The organism is Variovorax sp. Sphag1AA, assembly GCF_014192575.1.
In the GTDB taxonomy this organism is placed as follows: Bacteria; Pseudomonadota; Gammaproteobacteria; order Burkholderiales; family Burkholderiaceae_C; genus Variovorax.
Window position 1 is genome coordinate 198,280 of sequence record NZ_JACHYC010000001.1, and the last position, 14,557, is coordinate 212,836.

General features: G+C 64.4%; 16 protein-coding genes. 8 read left to right on the forward strand and 8 right to left on the reverse strand.

Features of this window, described 5'->3' with window-relative positions; genetic code table 11:
- The first annotated feature begins 17 nt into the window (after positions 1 to 17).
- Positions 18 to 989, forward strand: coding sequence for a tripartite tricarboxylate transporter substrate binding protein (locus tag FHW64_RS01030; RefSeq protein WP_184522202.1), 972 nt, complete (start codon positions 18 to 20; stop codon positions 987 to 989).
- Between the two features lie 6 nt (positions 990 to 995).
- Here the strand turns inward: FHW64_RS01030 and FHW64_RS01035 are convergent, their stop codons facing one another.
- On the reverse strand, positions 996 to 1,343 hold the full coding sequence (locus FHW64_RS01035) for a hypothetical protein (RefSeq protein ID WP_184522205.1): 348 nt from the start codon (positions 1,341 to 1,343) through the stop codon (positions 996 to 998).
- A gap of 81 nt (positions 1,344 to 1,424) precedes the next feature.
- Entirely contained in the window at positions 1,425 to 2,375 is a 951-nt protein-coding gene (locus FHW64_RS01040) for an aldo/keto reductase (protein WP_409350584.1), read from the reverse strand.
- Between the two features lie 133 nt (positions 2,376 to 2,508).
- Here FHW64_RS01040 and imuA point away from each other — a divergent pair, with 133 nt between their 5' ends.
- The 5 genes from imuA to FHW64_RS01065 all read left to right on the forward strand — a co-directional run bounded on the left by imuA (position 2,509) and on the right by FHW64_RS01065 (position 9,270).
- Positions 2,509 to 3,312, forward strand: coding sequence for a translesion DNA synthesis-associated protein ImuA (gene imuA, locus FHW64_RS01045; protein ID WP_184522208.1), 804 nt, complete (start codon positions 2,509 to 2,511; stop codon positions 3,310 to 3,312).
- On the forward strand, positions 3,281 to 4,633 hold the full coding sequence (locus FHW64_RS01050; protein ID WP_184522211.1) for a DNA polymerase Y family protein: 1,353 nt from the start codon (positions 3,281 to 3,283) through the stop codon (positions 4,631 to 4,633). Before imuA ends, FHW64_RS01050 begins: the two co-directional genes overlap by 32 nt.
- Positions 4,626 to 7,979, forward strand: coding sequence for an error-prone DNA polymerase (locus FHW64_RS01055; RefSeq protein ID WP_184522214.1), 3,354 nt, complete (start codon positions 4,626 to 4,628; stop codon positions 7,977 to 7,979). Before FHW64_RS01050 ends, FHW64_RS01055 begins: the two co-directional genes overlap by 8 nt.
- 218 nt (positions 7,980 to 8,197) lie before the next feature.
- Positions 8,198 to 8,734: a fimbrial protein gene (locus FHW64_RS01060; RefSeq protein WP_184522217.1), complete on the forward strand. Its 537-nt coding sequence runs from the start codon at positions 8,198 to 8,200 to the stop codon at positions 8,732 to 8,734.
- A gap of 230 nt (positions 8,735 to 8,964) precedes the next feature.
- On the forward strand, positions 8,965 to 9,270 hold the full coding sequence (locus tag FHW64_RS01065) for a fimbrial protein (RefSeq protein WP_184522219.1): 306 nt from the start codon (positions 8,965 to 8,967) through the stop codon (positions 9,268 to 9,270).
- Here the strand turns inward: FHW64_RS01065 and FHW64_RS01070 are convergent.
- A complete protein-coding gene (locus FHW64_RS01070; protein ID WP_184522222.1) occupies positions 9,233 to 9,439 on the reverse strand; it encodes a hypothetical protein in 207 nt (68 codons plus the stop codon). The two genes, FHW64_RS01065 and FHW64_RS01070, sit on opposite strands and share 38 nt — an antisense overlap.
- A gap of 23 nt (positions 9,440 to 9,462) precedes the next feature.
- Between FHW64_RS01070 and FHW64_RS01075 the strand changes: the two genes are divergently transcribed.
- Both FHW64_RS01075 and FHW64_RS01080 read left to right on the forward strand, forming a co-directional pair.
- Positions 9,463 to 9,768, forward strand: a complete 306-nt coding sequence (locus FHW64_RS01075; RefSeq protein ID WP_184522225.1) for a FimD/PapC C-terminal domain-containing protein — start codon at positions 9,463 to 9,465, stop codon at positions 9,766 to 9,768.
- An 86-nt stretch (positions 9,769 to 9,854) separates the two neighbouring features.
- A complete protein-coding gene (locus FHW64_RS01080) occupies positions 9,855 to 10,970 on the forward strand; it encodes a fimbrial protein (protein WP_184522228.1) in 1,116 nt (371 codons plus the stop codon).
- Here the strand turns inward: FHW64_RS01080 and FHW64_RS01085 are convergent.
- The 5 genes from FHW64_RS01085 to FHW64_RS01105 form a co-directional block, all read right to left on the reverse strand.
- On the reverse strand, positions 10,918 to 11,964 hold the full coding sequence (locus FHW64_RS01085) for a S1C family serine protease (protein WP_184522231.1): 1,047 nt from the start codon (positions 11,962 to 11,964) through the stop codon (positions 10,918 to 10,920). The genes FHW64_RS01080 and FHW64_RS01085 overlap by 53 nt on opposite strands.
- A 7-nt stretch (positions 11,965 to 11,971) precedes the next feature.
- Positions 11,972 to 12,355 carry a response regulator transcription factor gene (locus FHW64_RS34275; protein WP_184522234.1) on the reverse strand — a complete coding sequence of 128 codons (384 nt, stop codon included), beginning with the start codon at positions 12,353 to 12,355 and terminating at the stop codon, positions 11,972 to 11,974.
- Positions 12,352 to 13,236 carry a S1C family serine protease gene (locus FHW64_RS01095; protein WP_184522237.1) on the reverse strand — a complete coding sequence of 295 codons (885 nt, stop codon included), beginning with the start codon at positions 13,234 to 13,236 and terminating at the stop codon, positions 12,352 to 12,354. The genes FHW64_RS34275 and FHW64_RS01095 overlap by 4 nt, the downstream gene beginning before the upstream one ends.
- Positions 13,237 to 13,339: 103 nt before the next feature.
- Entirely contained in the window at positions 13,340 to 13,660 is a 321-nt protein-coding gene (locus tag FHW64_RS01100; protein ID WP_184522241.1) for a hypothetical protein, read from the reverse strand.
- 81 nt (positions 13,661 to 13,741) lie between these two features.
- Entirely contained in the window at positions 13,742 to 14,548 is an 807-nt protein-coding gene (locus tag FHW64_RS01105; RefSeq protein ID WP_184522244.1) for a fumarylacetoacetate hydrolase family protein, read from the reverse strand.
- Positions 14,549 to 14,557: the final 9 nt, after the last annotated feature.

The following is a 14,557-nucleotide window of genomic DNA, read 5'->3' on the forward strand; positions in this document are numbered from 1 at the left end:
CCCGGAAGGACAAGACCATGCGACGCAGAACCTTGACCGCCGCGGCCCTGTGGGGCGCGGCCGCTTTGACGAGCCTGCCCCTCCCGGCGGGCGCCGATGAAGCCTGGCCCCAGAAGCCGATCCGCCTGATCGTGGGCTTCGCGCCCGGCGGAGGGGCGGATGCGCTCACGCGCATCATCGCGGACGGGTTGTCGAAGCAGCTCGGCCAGCAGGTCATCGTGGACAACCGGCCCGGCGCCGACGGCGTACTTGCTGCTCAGGCCACTTCATCCGCAAAGCCTGACGGTTACACGCTGCTGATGGGCACGAATACGGCGATGGTCGCGGCGCCCACGCTGCGGCCGACGCCGCCGTACGACCCGTTCAAGGCCTTCACGCCGATCAGCTCGGCCGGTCAGTTCTCGATGTTCCTGGTCGTGCCGTCGACCTTGCCGGCGAAGAGCGTGAACGAATTGCTTGCGCTCATCGCGGCCAAGCCCGGTGCGTACAACTCCGCGTCGAGCAACAGCGCTTCCGAGCTCGCGATGCTGCAGCTGCTGGGCGATCGCAAGGTGGTCAATGCGCGCTACAAGGGCGACATGCAGGCCATGACCGACCTGCTCGGCGGGCAGGTGCAGATGATGTTCACCACCGGCACGCTCGCGCCGGCCTACGTGAAGGACGGGCGCATCCGCGCGCTCGTCACGCTGCTGCCGGAGCGCAGCGAACTGCTGCCCGATGTGCCGACCGGTGGGGAGCTCAGTCTGGGCAAGCTCACCATCACGCCGTGGGCTGGCTTCTTCGGCCCGCCGGGCATGCCGCAAGCCTTGACCGACAGGCTTTCACGCGAATTGCAGAACACGCTACAGCGGCCGGAAGTCCGCAAGCAGCTCGCGCAGCAGGGCTTCGAAGGCTACGGCATGAGCCCCGAGAAGTTCAGGGAGTTCTTCCGCCAGCAGTACGACGCCTTCGGTGCGACCGTGCGGGAGCACAACGTGAAGTTCGAGTAGAGCGCGTTACGGAAGGACGGGTGGAGGCGTCTGCGTCACGCCTTGCTCCCAATCCGCGGCGCGTGTCCTGCGCAGGATAAAGATGCCGATCACGGTGCCGATGGGGATGCTGATCAGCATCAGAATGCCCACCGCACGCGATAGGCTGCGCGACCACGGCTTGCCTCGCCGTACGCCGGCGAAGGCGAGAGCATGCACGCCGAACGGCAGGGCGAAGATCAGCGTAAGGAGCACTGCCGCCTCGATCTGCGCCGTTCCGCCCGCATGGAGCACTTTCAGAATGATCCCGGCCCAAAAGACGAGATAGAGCGCGGCCATGACGATGTGGACACGGGCGAGAGCAGTGTTGAGCATGTGTTTCCCTGAATTTGCGCGGATTCGACGGCCGCGTGTTCCGCCGAGTCTATAGCCCCGCGCGCAGGGACTGCGCGGTAGTCAGATGCCAATGGATGGCGCGTGCCTGCTCCAGAACGCCGCATCCGGAATCGCCCCCGCACCAGCCGCCGCGTTGTCCGCCATGTGCTCGGCGCGGCTCGTGCCCGGGATGGTGCATGTCACGGCGGGGTGGCTCAGTACGAACTTGATCAGCACTTGCGCCCAACTCGTGCAGCCGATCTCGGCGACCCAGTCGGGCAGCGGCTTGTCGCGCAGGCGGCGCAGCAGGCCGCCGCCACCGAAGGGCATGTTGATGATCACCGCCACGCCGCGCTCGGCCGCCAGTGGAAGCAGGCGCTTTTCGGCGTCGCGCGCGTCGATCGAGTAGTTGATCTGCAGGAAGTCGAGCTTCTGCGCGCGCAGCACCGATTCGACTTCGCCGTAGGCTGAGGCCGTGTAGTGCGTGATGCCGATGTAGCGCACCCGGCCCTGGTCCTTCCAGCCGCGCAGCGTGGCAAGGTGCGTGCGCCAGTCGACGAGGTTGTGCACCTGCATCAGGTCCATGCGCTGGGTGCGCAGGCGGGCGAAGGATTGCTCCATCTGCGCGATGCCGGCCTCGCGGCCCGAGGTCCAGACCTTGGTCGCGAGAAAGGCCTTGGCGTGCTGGTTCGATGCGGCCAGCAGCTCGCCGGTGGTTTCCTCGGAGCGGCCGTACATCGGCGAGCTGTCGACGACCGAGCCGCCAGCCGCGAACAGCGCATCGAGCACGCCAGACAGCCGCTGGTATTCGGGGGTGCCGGGGCGCTGGTCGAAGCCGAGCCAGGTTCCGCAGCCGACCACCGGCAAGGCTTCCTTCGTCGAGGGAATGGGGCGAGTGTTCATGCGGGGCCTGCCTGGCTGCTGTTGCTGCTGTTGCGCTAACGCGGGAATGACGGTTCCCGCGCACAGCGCCATGCCCAGCCGCAGCAGCCGGGCGCGCGTGAGGGGAAGGAGGGCGCCTGCATCGGTCATCGGACGCAGTATCCGGAGCTGATCTCCCGCTTGCGCAGGCTTCTCTCTGTTCCCGGGATGGCTGCTCGGGATTGCAAGAAATTTCTCTGGTCAGACGCACAAATGCTGTATAAAAATACAGTAAAACTGCATCATGGGCCTGCCTTTCCTCGACTCCTTTTCCGCTGCCGCCCGTCACGGCGTCTGGCATGCCGACGAACTCGGCAGCGCCGACGCGCAGGTCATCGGCACCGGCCATGCCGCACTCGATGCCGAGCTGCCAGGCGGCGGCTGGCCGGTCGGAGCGATGACGGAACTGCTGCAGACCGCGCCGCAGGACCCCATCTGGCCGCTGCTGCTGCCCGGCCTCGTGCAGGCGGTGCAGGCGCGCGGCGGGCCGGTGGTGCTCATCGGTGCGCCTTGCGAGCCCTTCGGCGCTTCGCTGGCCGCGCACGGGCTTGCGCCCGAGTCCCTGATGTGGGTCCGCAGCGATGCATCGGCCGCGCGCCTGTGGGCCTGCGAGCAAGCTTTGCGCTGTGCTGATGTGGGCGCGGTGCTGGCCTGGCTGCCGCAGGCCCGGGTCGGCGAGCTGCGGCGGTTGCAGCTCGCTGCGGCGCAGCACGACGTACTGCTTTTCGTCTGCCGGCCAGAAACGGTGGCGCAATCGGCTTCTCCGGCGCGGTTGCGGCTGCACATCGTGCGCAGCACGGCCGATGCGGGGCAGGTCGAGCTTCACATCCTCAAACGACGCGGCCCGCCGCTGACGACGCCGGTGATGGCTCCGGCGCGCAGCGAGCGCATGAGCGCCTTGCTCGCGGCCGCGCGCGTGCGCCGCAAGCTGCGGCTTCGGCAGGGCGCGATGCCGCAGCCGGTGACGGTGGATTCGACCACCGTGGTCCACATCGACGCGTGGAAGGAAGGGCGCCATGCATTGGATCGCCTTGCAGTGGTCGCCTGAACCCGATGCGCCCGACACGCCTCTGCCGCCCCCCGAAGCCTTGAGCTGGTGGGCGCTGCAGTTCACGCCGCACGTTGCCTGGCAGGACGAAGCCCTGATGCTCGAAGTCGCCGCCTGCGAACGGCTCTGGGGCGGGCGCCTGAGTCTCATGCGGCAGCTCTCTGGCACCAATCCCGCGCCCGACACGCGCCTGCTCGGCGCGCAAGGCTCCACCAGCCTGGAGGCGCTCGCGCGCTTGCGGCTCTTCGTGCGCGGCGAACGCCGGCCTGATGACATGCCCGGCGGCCTGCCGCTCGACACACTCAGCGTTGCCCGCGATCACCTCGATCTGCTCGCACGCCTCGGCTGCCGAACCTGGGGCGACGTGGCCGCATTGCCTCGTGGCGGGCTTTCGCGGCGTTTCGGCGCTGCGCTGCGTGAGGCGCTCGACGTCGCTTGGGGGCAGCGCCCCGAAACCCATGTATGGCTCGAACTGCCCGATGTGTTCGAGCAAAAGCTGGAACTGCCCGCGCTGGCCGAAAACGCCAACGAGCTCATGTGGTCCGCCAATCGCCTGCTCGCAGCGCTGCAGATCTGGCTGCGTGCACGCCAACGCGGCGCACGCGCGCTCGAACTGCAATGGACGCTCGACCTCAAGCGCTTCAACGGAGTGGACCTGCCGCCCCATCAGCACATCACTGTGCGCACCGCCGAGCCCACGCAGGACATGGCGCACCTGCGCCGCCTGCTGAGCGAGAAACTCGCGCTCACCACGCTCGCTGCGCCCGCGAGCTGGCTGCGATTGCGTTCCCTCGAAACCGATCCATGGGCCGGCGCCAATACCAGCTTTCTGCCGGAGGACAACCGCAAGGGCGACAAGCTCCATGAGATGGTCGAGCGGCTCAGCGCGCGGCTCGGTCCGCGGCAGGTCCTGGTGCCTGTGCCGCATGCCGATCGTCGCGCCGAGCGCACCCAGGCGTGGCAGCCGGCCTTGGCGGCAAATCGGCCGCAGGAAAAGAAGGAGAAAAAGAAGGAGCGCGCAGCCACCGCGCCATCCCAGCCGGATGCGATCTACCCCACTTGGCTGTTGCCCGAGCCTCTGCGGCTCGACATGGACGGCGAGCGCCCCTGCTATCGCGGCCCGCTGCGCAAGCTGATCGGGCCGCAGCGCGTCGAAGCCGGCTGGTGGGGCGGTGCGGAAGAGGGCGGCCGCCCGGCGGTGCGCGATTACTACGTCGCTGAAAGCCCCGAAGCCGGCCTCGTGTGGATCTACCGCGAGCGCGTGCCGACCCGTTTCGCCGACGCTGAAGTGCGCTGGTATCTGCAGGGCCTGTATGCCTGAACTCAGCGACAAGAAGCAGCGCTCCCTCGTGCTCGCCGAGGTGCATGCGCTGCCGCAGCGGCCGCAACCGGTGCCGGGCCTGCCCGACTATGCGGAGCTGCACTGCATTACCAACTTCAGCTTCCAGCGCGGCGCATCCACGCCCGAGGAAATGGTGGAGCGTGCTTACCAGCTTGGGTATTCGGCGCTCGCGATCACCGACGAGTGCTCGGTCGCCGGCATCGTGCGTGCGCACGTCGGCCTGCGCGAGTTGCCGGCCAAGCTCGATGAATGGGAACTCAAGCACCCGGAAGAACCGCCGATCCCGCGCAACCCGGATTTCCGCTTGCTCTTCGGCAGCGAGTTCCGCTTCGAGCGTTTCCGGCTCGTGGTCATCGCGAACGACACCGAAGGCTGGGGCAACCTCTGCGAGTTCATCACCGCTGCGCGAACCACCGACGAACTGCCCAAGGGCGACTACCGCGTGAGCTGGGAAGAGAGCGATGTCGCTTCGCTCACGCATTGCCAGATCCTCTTCGTGCCTGACCGTCCGCCCGGCGGCATGGTCGATCGCGCCACGCTGCACGAAGACCTGTGCGCCGCGAAAGCACTGTATGGCGACAACCTCTGGATCGCCCTCGAGATGCTCAATGAGCTTGATGACGACCTCTGGTTCGTCACGCTGGTCGAGGCAGGCGAGCAGGCCGGCGTGCCGCTCGTCGCGGCCGGCGACGTGCACATGCATTCACGCGGTCGCAAGCCGTTGCAGGACGTGCTCACCGCGGTGCGCGAAGGCTGCACTGTGGCCGAATGCGGCTTCGCGCTGCAAGCCAACGCAGAACGTCATCTGCGCATGCGCATGCAGATCGCGGGTCTTTACACCGACGAGATGCTCGCTAACACGCTACGCGTGGCCGACCGCTGCCGGTTCGATCCCGGGGTGATCCGCGAGAACTACAAGTACCCGCTCGAAAGCGTTGGCAACAACGAGACGCCGGCAGAGACGTTGGAGCGCAAGACATGGGAGGGCGCGAGAGAAAAATATCCCGAGGGCATTCCGAAGAAGGTTGCCGACCAGCTGGAGCGCGAGCTGAAGCTGATCATCGAGATGAAGTACGAGATGTTCTTCCTCACCGTGGAGGACATTGTTCGCTTCGCCCGCTCGAAGAAGATCCTCTGCCAGGGCCGCGGCTCGTCGGCCAACTCGGCGGTGTGCTTTTGCCTCGGCATCACCGCGATCAATCCCGACAAGGGTCATCTGCTGTTCGAGCGCTTCCTGAGCCGCCATCGCCACGAACCGCCCGACATCGATGTCGACTTCGAGCACCAGCGGCGCGAAATCGTCATTCAGTACATCTACGAGAAATACGGTCGCGAGCGTGCCGCCATTGCCGCCGTCGTCATCTGCTATCGCACGCGCAGCGCGCTGCGCGACGTGGGCAAGGCGCTCGGCGTCGATGCGCGGCTGGTCGATGAATTCGCGAAGGACCACTACTGGTTTGACGATGCAGTGCTCGGCGATCAGTTGCGCACTGCCGCCGCGCGCGTGAACGTGCAGGAGGACGAGCTCAAGCTGCGGCAGTGGATCGATCTCACGCATGCGCTGCGCGGCTTTCCGCGTCATCTGAGTCAGCATGTCGGCGGCTTTGTGCTCACGCACACGAAGCTCACGCGGCTCGTGCCGGTCGAGAAGGCCTCGATGAAGGATCGCTCCGTCATCCAATGGGAGAAGGACGATCTTGAAGCCATGGGCATGCTCAAGGTCGACGTGCTCGCGCTCGGCATGCTCAGCGCGATTCGGCGCGGGCTCGAACTCATGAACCGTTGGCGCGGCAGCGCGATGGAGATGCACCACATCCCCAACGACGATCAGAAGGTGTTCGACATGATCTGCGACGCCGACACCATCGGCGTCTTCCAGATCGAGAGTCGTGCGCAGATGTCGATGCTGCCGCGTCTGAAGCCGCGCTGCTACGAAGACCTCGTGATCGAAGTCGCTATCGTGCGGCCTGGGCCGATCCAGGGCGGCATGGTGCATCCCTATCTCAAGCAGCGCGAGCGGGTCCGCAAGAAGCTGCCGATCCACTATGAAAAAGACGAGCTCCGCCCCGCGCTGGAACGCACGCTGGGCGTGCCGATCTTCCAGGAACAGGTGATGCAGATCGCCATGATCGCGGCCGATTTCAGCGCCGACGAGGCCGACCAGCTCCGCCGCGCGATGGCCGCCTGGAAGCGCAAGGGCGGTCTCGGCAAGTTCCACGACAAGCTTGTGAACGGCATGGTCAAGAAGGGGTACAAGCCGGCTTTTGCCGAATCGATCTTCAAGCAGGTGCTGGGTTTCGGTGACTACGGTTTTCCGGAGAGCCATGCCGCGAGCTTCGCGCTGCTGGTCACCGTGAGCAGTTGGCTCAAGAACTACGAGCCTGCGTGCTTCCTGGCTGCGCTGCTCGATGCCCAGCCGATGGGCTTCTACAGCCCTTCGCAGCTTGTGCAGGACGCGCGGCGTCATGGCGTCGAAGTGCGGCCGGTCGATGTGAGCATGAGCGAGTACGACAGCAGCATCGAGGCCCGTGCGGCCGACGCACCGCGCATGCCGCCCGAAGCCGATGCGCGCTACGCCGATCGTCTTGGCAACGAGGATCAACCGGCCGTGCGTCTAGGCCTGCGCCGTGTCTCCGGCCTCAGCGAAGCCGGAGCGAAGCGGCTGATCGAGGCGCGCACACAGGCGCCTTTCACCAGCACCGAAGATCTCGCGCTGCGCGCCGAACTCGATGGCAAGGACATGGGCGCACTCGCCGCTGCTGATGCGCTGATGTCGCTTTCCGGCCATCGACGCCAGCAGGTGTGGGATGCGACCGCTCAACGCCGCGCACCAGCCTTGCTACGGGGCGTGCCCATCAACGAGCCCACCTTGCAATTGCCCGCCGCATCCGAAGGCGAGGAGATCGTCGGCGATTACGCCTCGCTCGGCCTCTCGCTACGCCGCCATCCGTTGGCGCTGCTTCGCGCGCGGCTGGCTCGGATGAATCTCATGAGCGCGGAGCAGTTGCGCCCGCTGCCCAGCGGCCAGACCGTGCGTGCCTGCGGCATCGTCAAGGGCCGCCAGCGCCCTCAGACCGCCAACGGCACCATCTTCGTCACGCTCGAAGACGAGACCGGCAACGTCAATGTGATTGTGTGGAGCCACGTGATCGAGGCTTGGCGGGAGCCGCTGCTCAAGGCAACGCTGCTGGCGGTACAGGGCACCTGGCAGCGCGACGTGGACAGTGGCGGCGAGGTGCGGCATCTCGTGGCGACGGGGTTCAGGGATCTGACGCCACTGTTGGGGCGTTTGGCGCAGAGCAACAAGAGTCGGGACTTTCACTAAATTTGCCCTCGATTCGCCAAACGAAGTTTCATTGCCTTTCAGCTCTGAATTTCAGAATCTTCCGAGGGACGCATTCGAAGCTGGTCCATAGACTCGCGCGGTGCCATCAATGCATCTTCTGTATTGGTGTCGACTTGTGCGAGCCGGCAAATCGGTTTGGCGCAAAAAAATCCTATCTGCACATTCCGTTTGTTACTTTCGAATTGGACTTCCAACCTATGAAGCGCGTACTTCTTCCGGTCCTGGCGGCCGGCCTCACGACCCTGGCGGGGACTGGCCATGCCGCGGACGGCACCATCAACTTCACCGGCTCGGTCATCGGGACCACCTGCAATATCTCCATCAATGGAACGGCAGCCCCCGCCGGCGCGACCGTTACGCTGGCACCGGCCACTGAAAGTGACCTTGATGCGCCCGGCAAGACTGCCGTACCGACTCCATTCGACATGATGCTGACTGGATGCGCTTCAACGGGCAAGGTCTCGGCTTACTTTGAATCCGGCCCCGGCGTCAGCGGAGGTCTGGTGGTCAATACTGGCACGGCTACAAATGTCAGTCTGATGGTGTACGACAACGCCGTTGGCGCAGGCAATTTCATTCCGCTTGGTGCTGTGGACCAAGACGACACCACGCGTGTCAATATCGTAGGCGGCAATGCGACCCTCAAATATGGCGTGAAGTACATTGCCATTGGAGGAGCGGCAACCGTCGGTTCCGTCAAAGGCGCCGTCACCTACCACATCCTCTACGAGTAAGCCGAAGGCGCCTTCGGCCAAGACTGGGCTGGCGCAACGCCAGCCTTTGCGGATCTAAATAAATCATTTAGACCGAATTTGGGAGTTTTCTCAAAGACTCACCAAAGATCAATCACGAGACTTCATCTCGTGCAAATCGATGCCTAGCGGATGCAAAAATCCTAATTGGAAGTTGCAGACCATCAAGGCGAACGCTCTTGCACGTTTTTTAACTGAAGCCTTTTGAAGCAATGAAACGCATTCTGTTCCCGATCGTCGCCGCTGGCGCTTCCCTCTTGACCATTTCGGCTCACGCCGCTGACGGTCAAATCAACTTCGAAGGCGAGTTGTTCGCTCAGACCTGCCTCATTGATGTCGACGGCGATACGGGCAATCCCGCAATCGTGACGCTGGCCAAGGTTGCGACCGCCGGTCTGCAAACCGCTGGTGCGACGGCTGCTCAGCGCAATTTCAACATCAACCTGAAGAACTGCATTGAAGCGGCTGGTGGGCGCTTACTTATTCGTACGCGATGCTGTAGGTCACGCTGCCGTTGACCTTGCCGGCCGTTGCAGCGCCCTGGGAGATGTACTGCACGGCGTACGGCAGCGTGGCCACGCCAGCGACGATGTCGCGAGCGGTGTTGGTACCGGTTGCGCCGAGCTGCGAGCCCGAGCCAGCAACGATGGCAGCGCCACTGATGCCGTCAACGAGTTGCAGGCCCACCAGCGTGGCGGCGTCAGTACCCGTTGCCAGGTTCTTCAGCGTTCATCACCAGCACACGGCTCAATGGCGAAGCGCTGCCTTTCGGCGCCGAAGTCACCGATAGCGAAGGCAACAACGTGGGTGTGGTGGCGCAGGGTGGGCGCATCTTTGCCCGCCTGAAGGAAGACGTCCGCGAACTGCAAGTGAACTGGGGTGCAGCTGGCAAGCCCGAGACCTGCCGCATCGACCTCTCGACCCTGCCAGCGCGTAGCGCTCCGGAAGGCAACCAGATCGAGACCTTCGACATTACCTGCCTGCCCTCGGCCGTTTTGGCCGCACTGAATAAATAGGCGCGCCATTCTTGCTCAGGGACAAACCAGGCCGGCGCGAAATATCGATGGATATCTACGCGACCCGGCGCAGAAAGAGATAGAAAATGATCAATTGGATTAAGAATTCATTCAATTTGCTTCCCAAGCGCGGTTTTCTGGCTTTTTGCCTACTTGCCGCGGCAGGCGGCGTAAGCGCGCAAACGTGCTCGCACAAGAGCGGCAGTATGGCGCAGACGCTCACGGCGCCGATGAGCAGCGTTTCGATCACCTTGCTCCGAGATATGCCGGTAGGCACCGCGTTTCACAATCAAAGCTGGATCGGTTTCTCGAACGCGTCTTTGACATGTTCCGGTGATACGTTCCCTGCGACGCTGAAATTTGAGAGCGTCGGCATGCGGCAAACGGGGCTTATGTACGGAAGCGCGCCGATCTACCAAACGGATCTTGCCGGCGTGGGGGTTGCATTCTCGTCAGCTGCAGTTGGCACGTTGCCGATCAATTCGACCGTGAATGAACTGAGCGCAAACGCGGCGAATCATGCGAAGGGAAGCATGGATGCCATTTTCATCAAGATTGGCGATATCCCACCGGGAAAGATCAGCACAGCCGGTTTCCCGACATTTTCTTACAGCGTTGGGAGCAATAACCTGCGGGTCTGGACTTTGAACTTCGCGGGTGGTTTCGTCGACATGGTTACCCAGACCTGCACAACGCCTAACCAACTTGTTCCGCTCGGAGATCACCCACAGACCGACTTCACGGGAGTCGGAAGCGGCAGTCCCTTTAAGGACTTTGTGATTGAGCTCAAGAATTGCCCGGCCTTTCATGGAAGAGGCTTCGGTGTTTGGCAGCACTATTCAAATACGGTCGGAACACCTACTACCAACTTGGTCGACACTACCTCTAATACTCGCTATGGCAGCAGCATCAAGTTTCGATTGAGCCCGCCGGCGGCGAACATCCTCTCTCCAGGAATCCTGAAGCTGGGAGCACCCACTGGCGGAGCCACCAACGCGACCGGCATTGGCATCGAGATACGGCAACGCGGCGCGACGAGCCCGATCCAGTTCAATACCTACATCGATGGACTCAACCTCCTGAACGTCGCGGCCAACAGCACTCAGACTATCCCGCTGTCCGCGCGATTGGTACAGACTGGCGCTCGAGTCACACCGGGTCAGGCCAATGGCTCGGTCGAATTCCTGCTGAACTACGAGTAGCCGTGATTCGAGAGGGCCGTTCCTGCGCAGTGACGGTCCGTGTGACGAGTCGGCCATCGCGAATCAGCGACAACTCGACTGCACGCCCGATGCGATCCGCGCCGAGCAAGCGCAGTAGGTCATCCGCGCCCGCCACCACGACACCATCGAGTGCGACGAGGATGTCGCCCACACGCAAGCCCGCCCGCTCGGCTGCGCTGCCGGGTTGTACTTCGTCAATGCGTACCGCGTTCGCTCCAGAGCGAATCGCCAGCGCCACGCGCCGCGGCAGCGGTACTGTCTGTGCTGCTATGCCGAGATGCGCGCGCCGCACGCGGCCATGCGCGATGAACTCGCCGATCGCGAAAGCCGCCGTATTGCTCGACACTGCGAATGCCAAGCCTTGCGCGCCAGCGATCATCGCGGTGTTGATGCCCACGACCTGACCCGAAGCCGTCACTAGGGCGCCGCCCGAGTTGCCGGGATTCAATGCGACATCGGTCTGGATCACGTCGTCGATCAGGTGTCCGCTTTGCGAGCGCAAGGAGCGGCCGAGCGCCGAGACAATGCCCGCGGTGATCGTTGACTCGAAGCCCAGAGGATTGCCGATGGCCACCACCAGATGGCCGCGCTTGAGCATCTTCGAGTCGCCCAGCTTTGCCGTCACGGCGCCGCGCGGCAACTCGACGCGCAACAGCGCGAGATCGGTCGCAGGGTCGTCGCCGATCACTTCGGCTTCGTGGTCGCCCGCCTCGTTGCTGCCGACGCGCACGCGGCGCGCACCGGCGACCACGTGGCTGTTCGTCAGCACGAGCCCGTCGTTCGCGATGACCACGCCCGAGCCCAACCCGCCGCGCCGACCAGGCGTGCCGCTCTGCACGCGCACCACCGCAGGGCCGACGCTGTCGGCCACCGTGGCGACCGCATGGGAATAGGCATCGATTAGCGCTTCCTGATCCAACTCTGGAGCGCCATCTTCCGCGCTCGATGATGAAGGCGTGTTGTCGTCGAACATGTTGGTCTCACAAATGGATGACGCCTTGCCGCACCGCCTGTGCGACTGCGTCGGTGCGGCCAGTTGCATCGAGCTTGTCGAGCAGCGAGCCCACGTGGAACTTGGCCGTGTGCACCGAGATGCCGAGCCGTCGCGCGATCGCCTTGTTCGATGCGCCTTCGGCCATCAGTGCCAGCACTTCGAGCTCGCGCGGCGTCAGCGCCGCTTCGTTGTTGTCGGATGCGGGCGTGGATTCGGTGGCAGCCACCACCGTTACATCGGCTGGCTCGCCGCGCTGCGCGATGCGCAGGCCGCGCGCATCCACGAGCGATGCGAAGAGGCGCTCCGACAGGTCGGTGTCCTCGATGTCGATCGCGACCACGATCGGTTCCGCGACGCGCGATGTGCTCAATCGGCGGGCCTTTCTCCTACGGTGAGCGACAGATCGGCCGGCTCACCTGCGCGCCGTAGCGAGAGCTTGACGACCGTGCCCACGCTCGCTGGCCCGAGTGCCCGCAGCAGCATGTGGGCGCTGCGCACCGGCTCGCCGTTCCACGCCAGGATCACATCCCCTTGTCGCACGCCCGCCGCTGCGCCGGGGCCGTCTCGGTCGATCCCCATCACCATCGCACCGATGCCATCGGGCTCGACCTTCACGGGTTGAAGCGCGACGCCGAGGTATCCACGCGGCACACGGCCGTGTGCGGCAAGTTGCGCTGCCACGCGCTCGATCGTCGCGCCCGGAATCACGAGCACGCGCCCGCGCGGCCCAAACACGCTCATGCCGATGGCGCGACCGCCCGCGTCCAGCGCCAATCCGCCTTCGACACTGCGGCGCATCACAAGGCCGAGCTCGATTCGCATGTCGATGTCGCCACCGCGCAGACTGCGCCATGCTGGCCCTACCAGCGACACCACGCCTGCCGCTGCGACCGCCGTGCCGGCCTGCGAGCCAACTGCGAGTGCGATCGACCCGGCGCGCACGGAAGTGGCGTCGAAGGCAATCGGGGAGGGCGCTGCACCTTCTACGCGGAGCAGCGCGATATCGGTAGCTGCATCGCGCCCGACGATGCTCGCGCGCAACTTGCCGCCGTCAGGCAGAAGTACGGCCACGTCGCCTTCGTCGGGCAGTGCTTCCTCGGAGGTGACGATCAGCCCGTCTCGCCAGACAAAGCCGCTGGCGCGCGACCGCGCGGCATGCACGGCGACCACGCTACGCGAGGCGGCAGTCACCGCATCCGCCATGGCGGCGGACAGTTGTTCAAGAGACGAGGAAAGCGTCGTGTCAGCCATGTGAACTCCTTAGATGGCTTCATTGTGTGAAGCCACAAGGGGGTGGCGCTACTGCCCGGTTGGGCAGGGACGCCGTTGGCCAGACGCCCAGAACGAACGAAACCTACGCCTCGCCGCGTGACGCAAGCAGTTTCTCTGCGGCCAGCCCGACAAACCGTCGTCCCGGATTCGCTCCGGCAATCCAGTCCTCGGCAGGGAATAGATCGAACAGTCCGACCTTGATGAGCGTCGGCACGGACAGTTCGAGTTCCTTTTCGACCTCTCCTCGCTCACCGTTGTTGTAACGAGCCACGTTGTGGAGCATGGTTGCCACTGTCCCGGTTTGCACCGTCGTTCCGTCCTTGAGCTTGACGGCTGGGAGTTGCTCGCCCTGGGCCAGGATCTTCTGATTCACCTGGGCTAGTTGGGAAGTGGTGTCGGACATGTTGCGCTCCATGGCGTGGCTTTGAACATCGCCAGAAGCTGGGGACGCCCGGCCGTTCAACAAGAAGGCAGCAGCAAGAGCTCACACGATGCGCACGCTCAGGTTCGGCAACCCATCGATGTGCATCTCGATCACATCGCCGCGGACCACGGGCCCGACGTTCTCCGGCGTGCCGGAGTAGATGATGTCCCCGGCGAACAGCTCATTGGCTTCGGAGAGCTTGCTGATCTGCTCGGCCACTGACCAGATCATCTGGTCGAGATCGGCGTTCTGCTTGGTCTGGCCGTTCACCTTCAGCCAGATCGCGCCCTTGGTGAAGTGGCCGGTCTGCGCCACGCGATGCACGGCGCCGATCACCGCGGAGTGATCGAAGCTCTTGCCGATCTCCCAGGGCTTCTTCTCGTCGCCCATCGCGCGCTGCAGGTCGCGCCGGGTCATGTCGAGTCCGAGCGAGTAGCCATAGACATGGTCGAGCGCCTGCGCCACCGGAATATTGCGGCCGCCCTTGCCGAGCACGGCGATCAGCTCTGCTTCGTAGTGGTAGTTCTTTGTCAGCGTCGGATAGGGGTGGTTGCCCACGGTACTCGCGGGCACGTGCTGGATGGCGTCGGTGGGCTTCTGGAAGAAGAAGGGCGGCTCCCGGTTCGGATCGGACCCCATCTCGCGCGCATGTGCTGCGTAGTTGCGGCCGATGCAGTAAATACGGCGCACCGGAAAGACTTCATCGCTGCCGACGATGGGTACGGTGACGTCCGCCACCTGGAAGGGCGTTCGTTGCGTGCCTGCCGATGTCGGCGTGGTGCTGCACGCGGCGAGCGCGGCGGTCGTGAGGCCGGTGGCGATCGCGCCGCGTCGCGTGAGTCGGGATGTCTTCGAATGAGTTGTCATGTCTCCGTT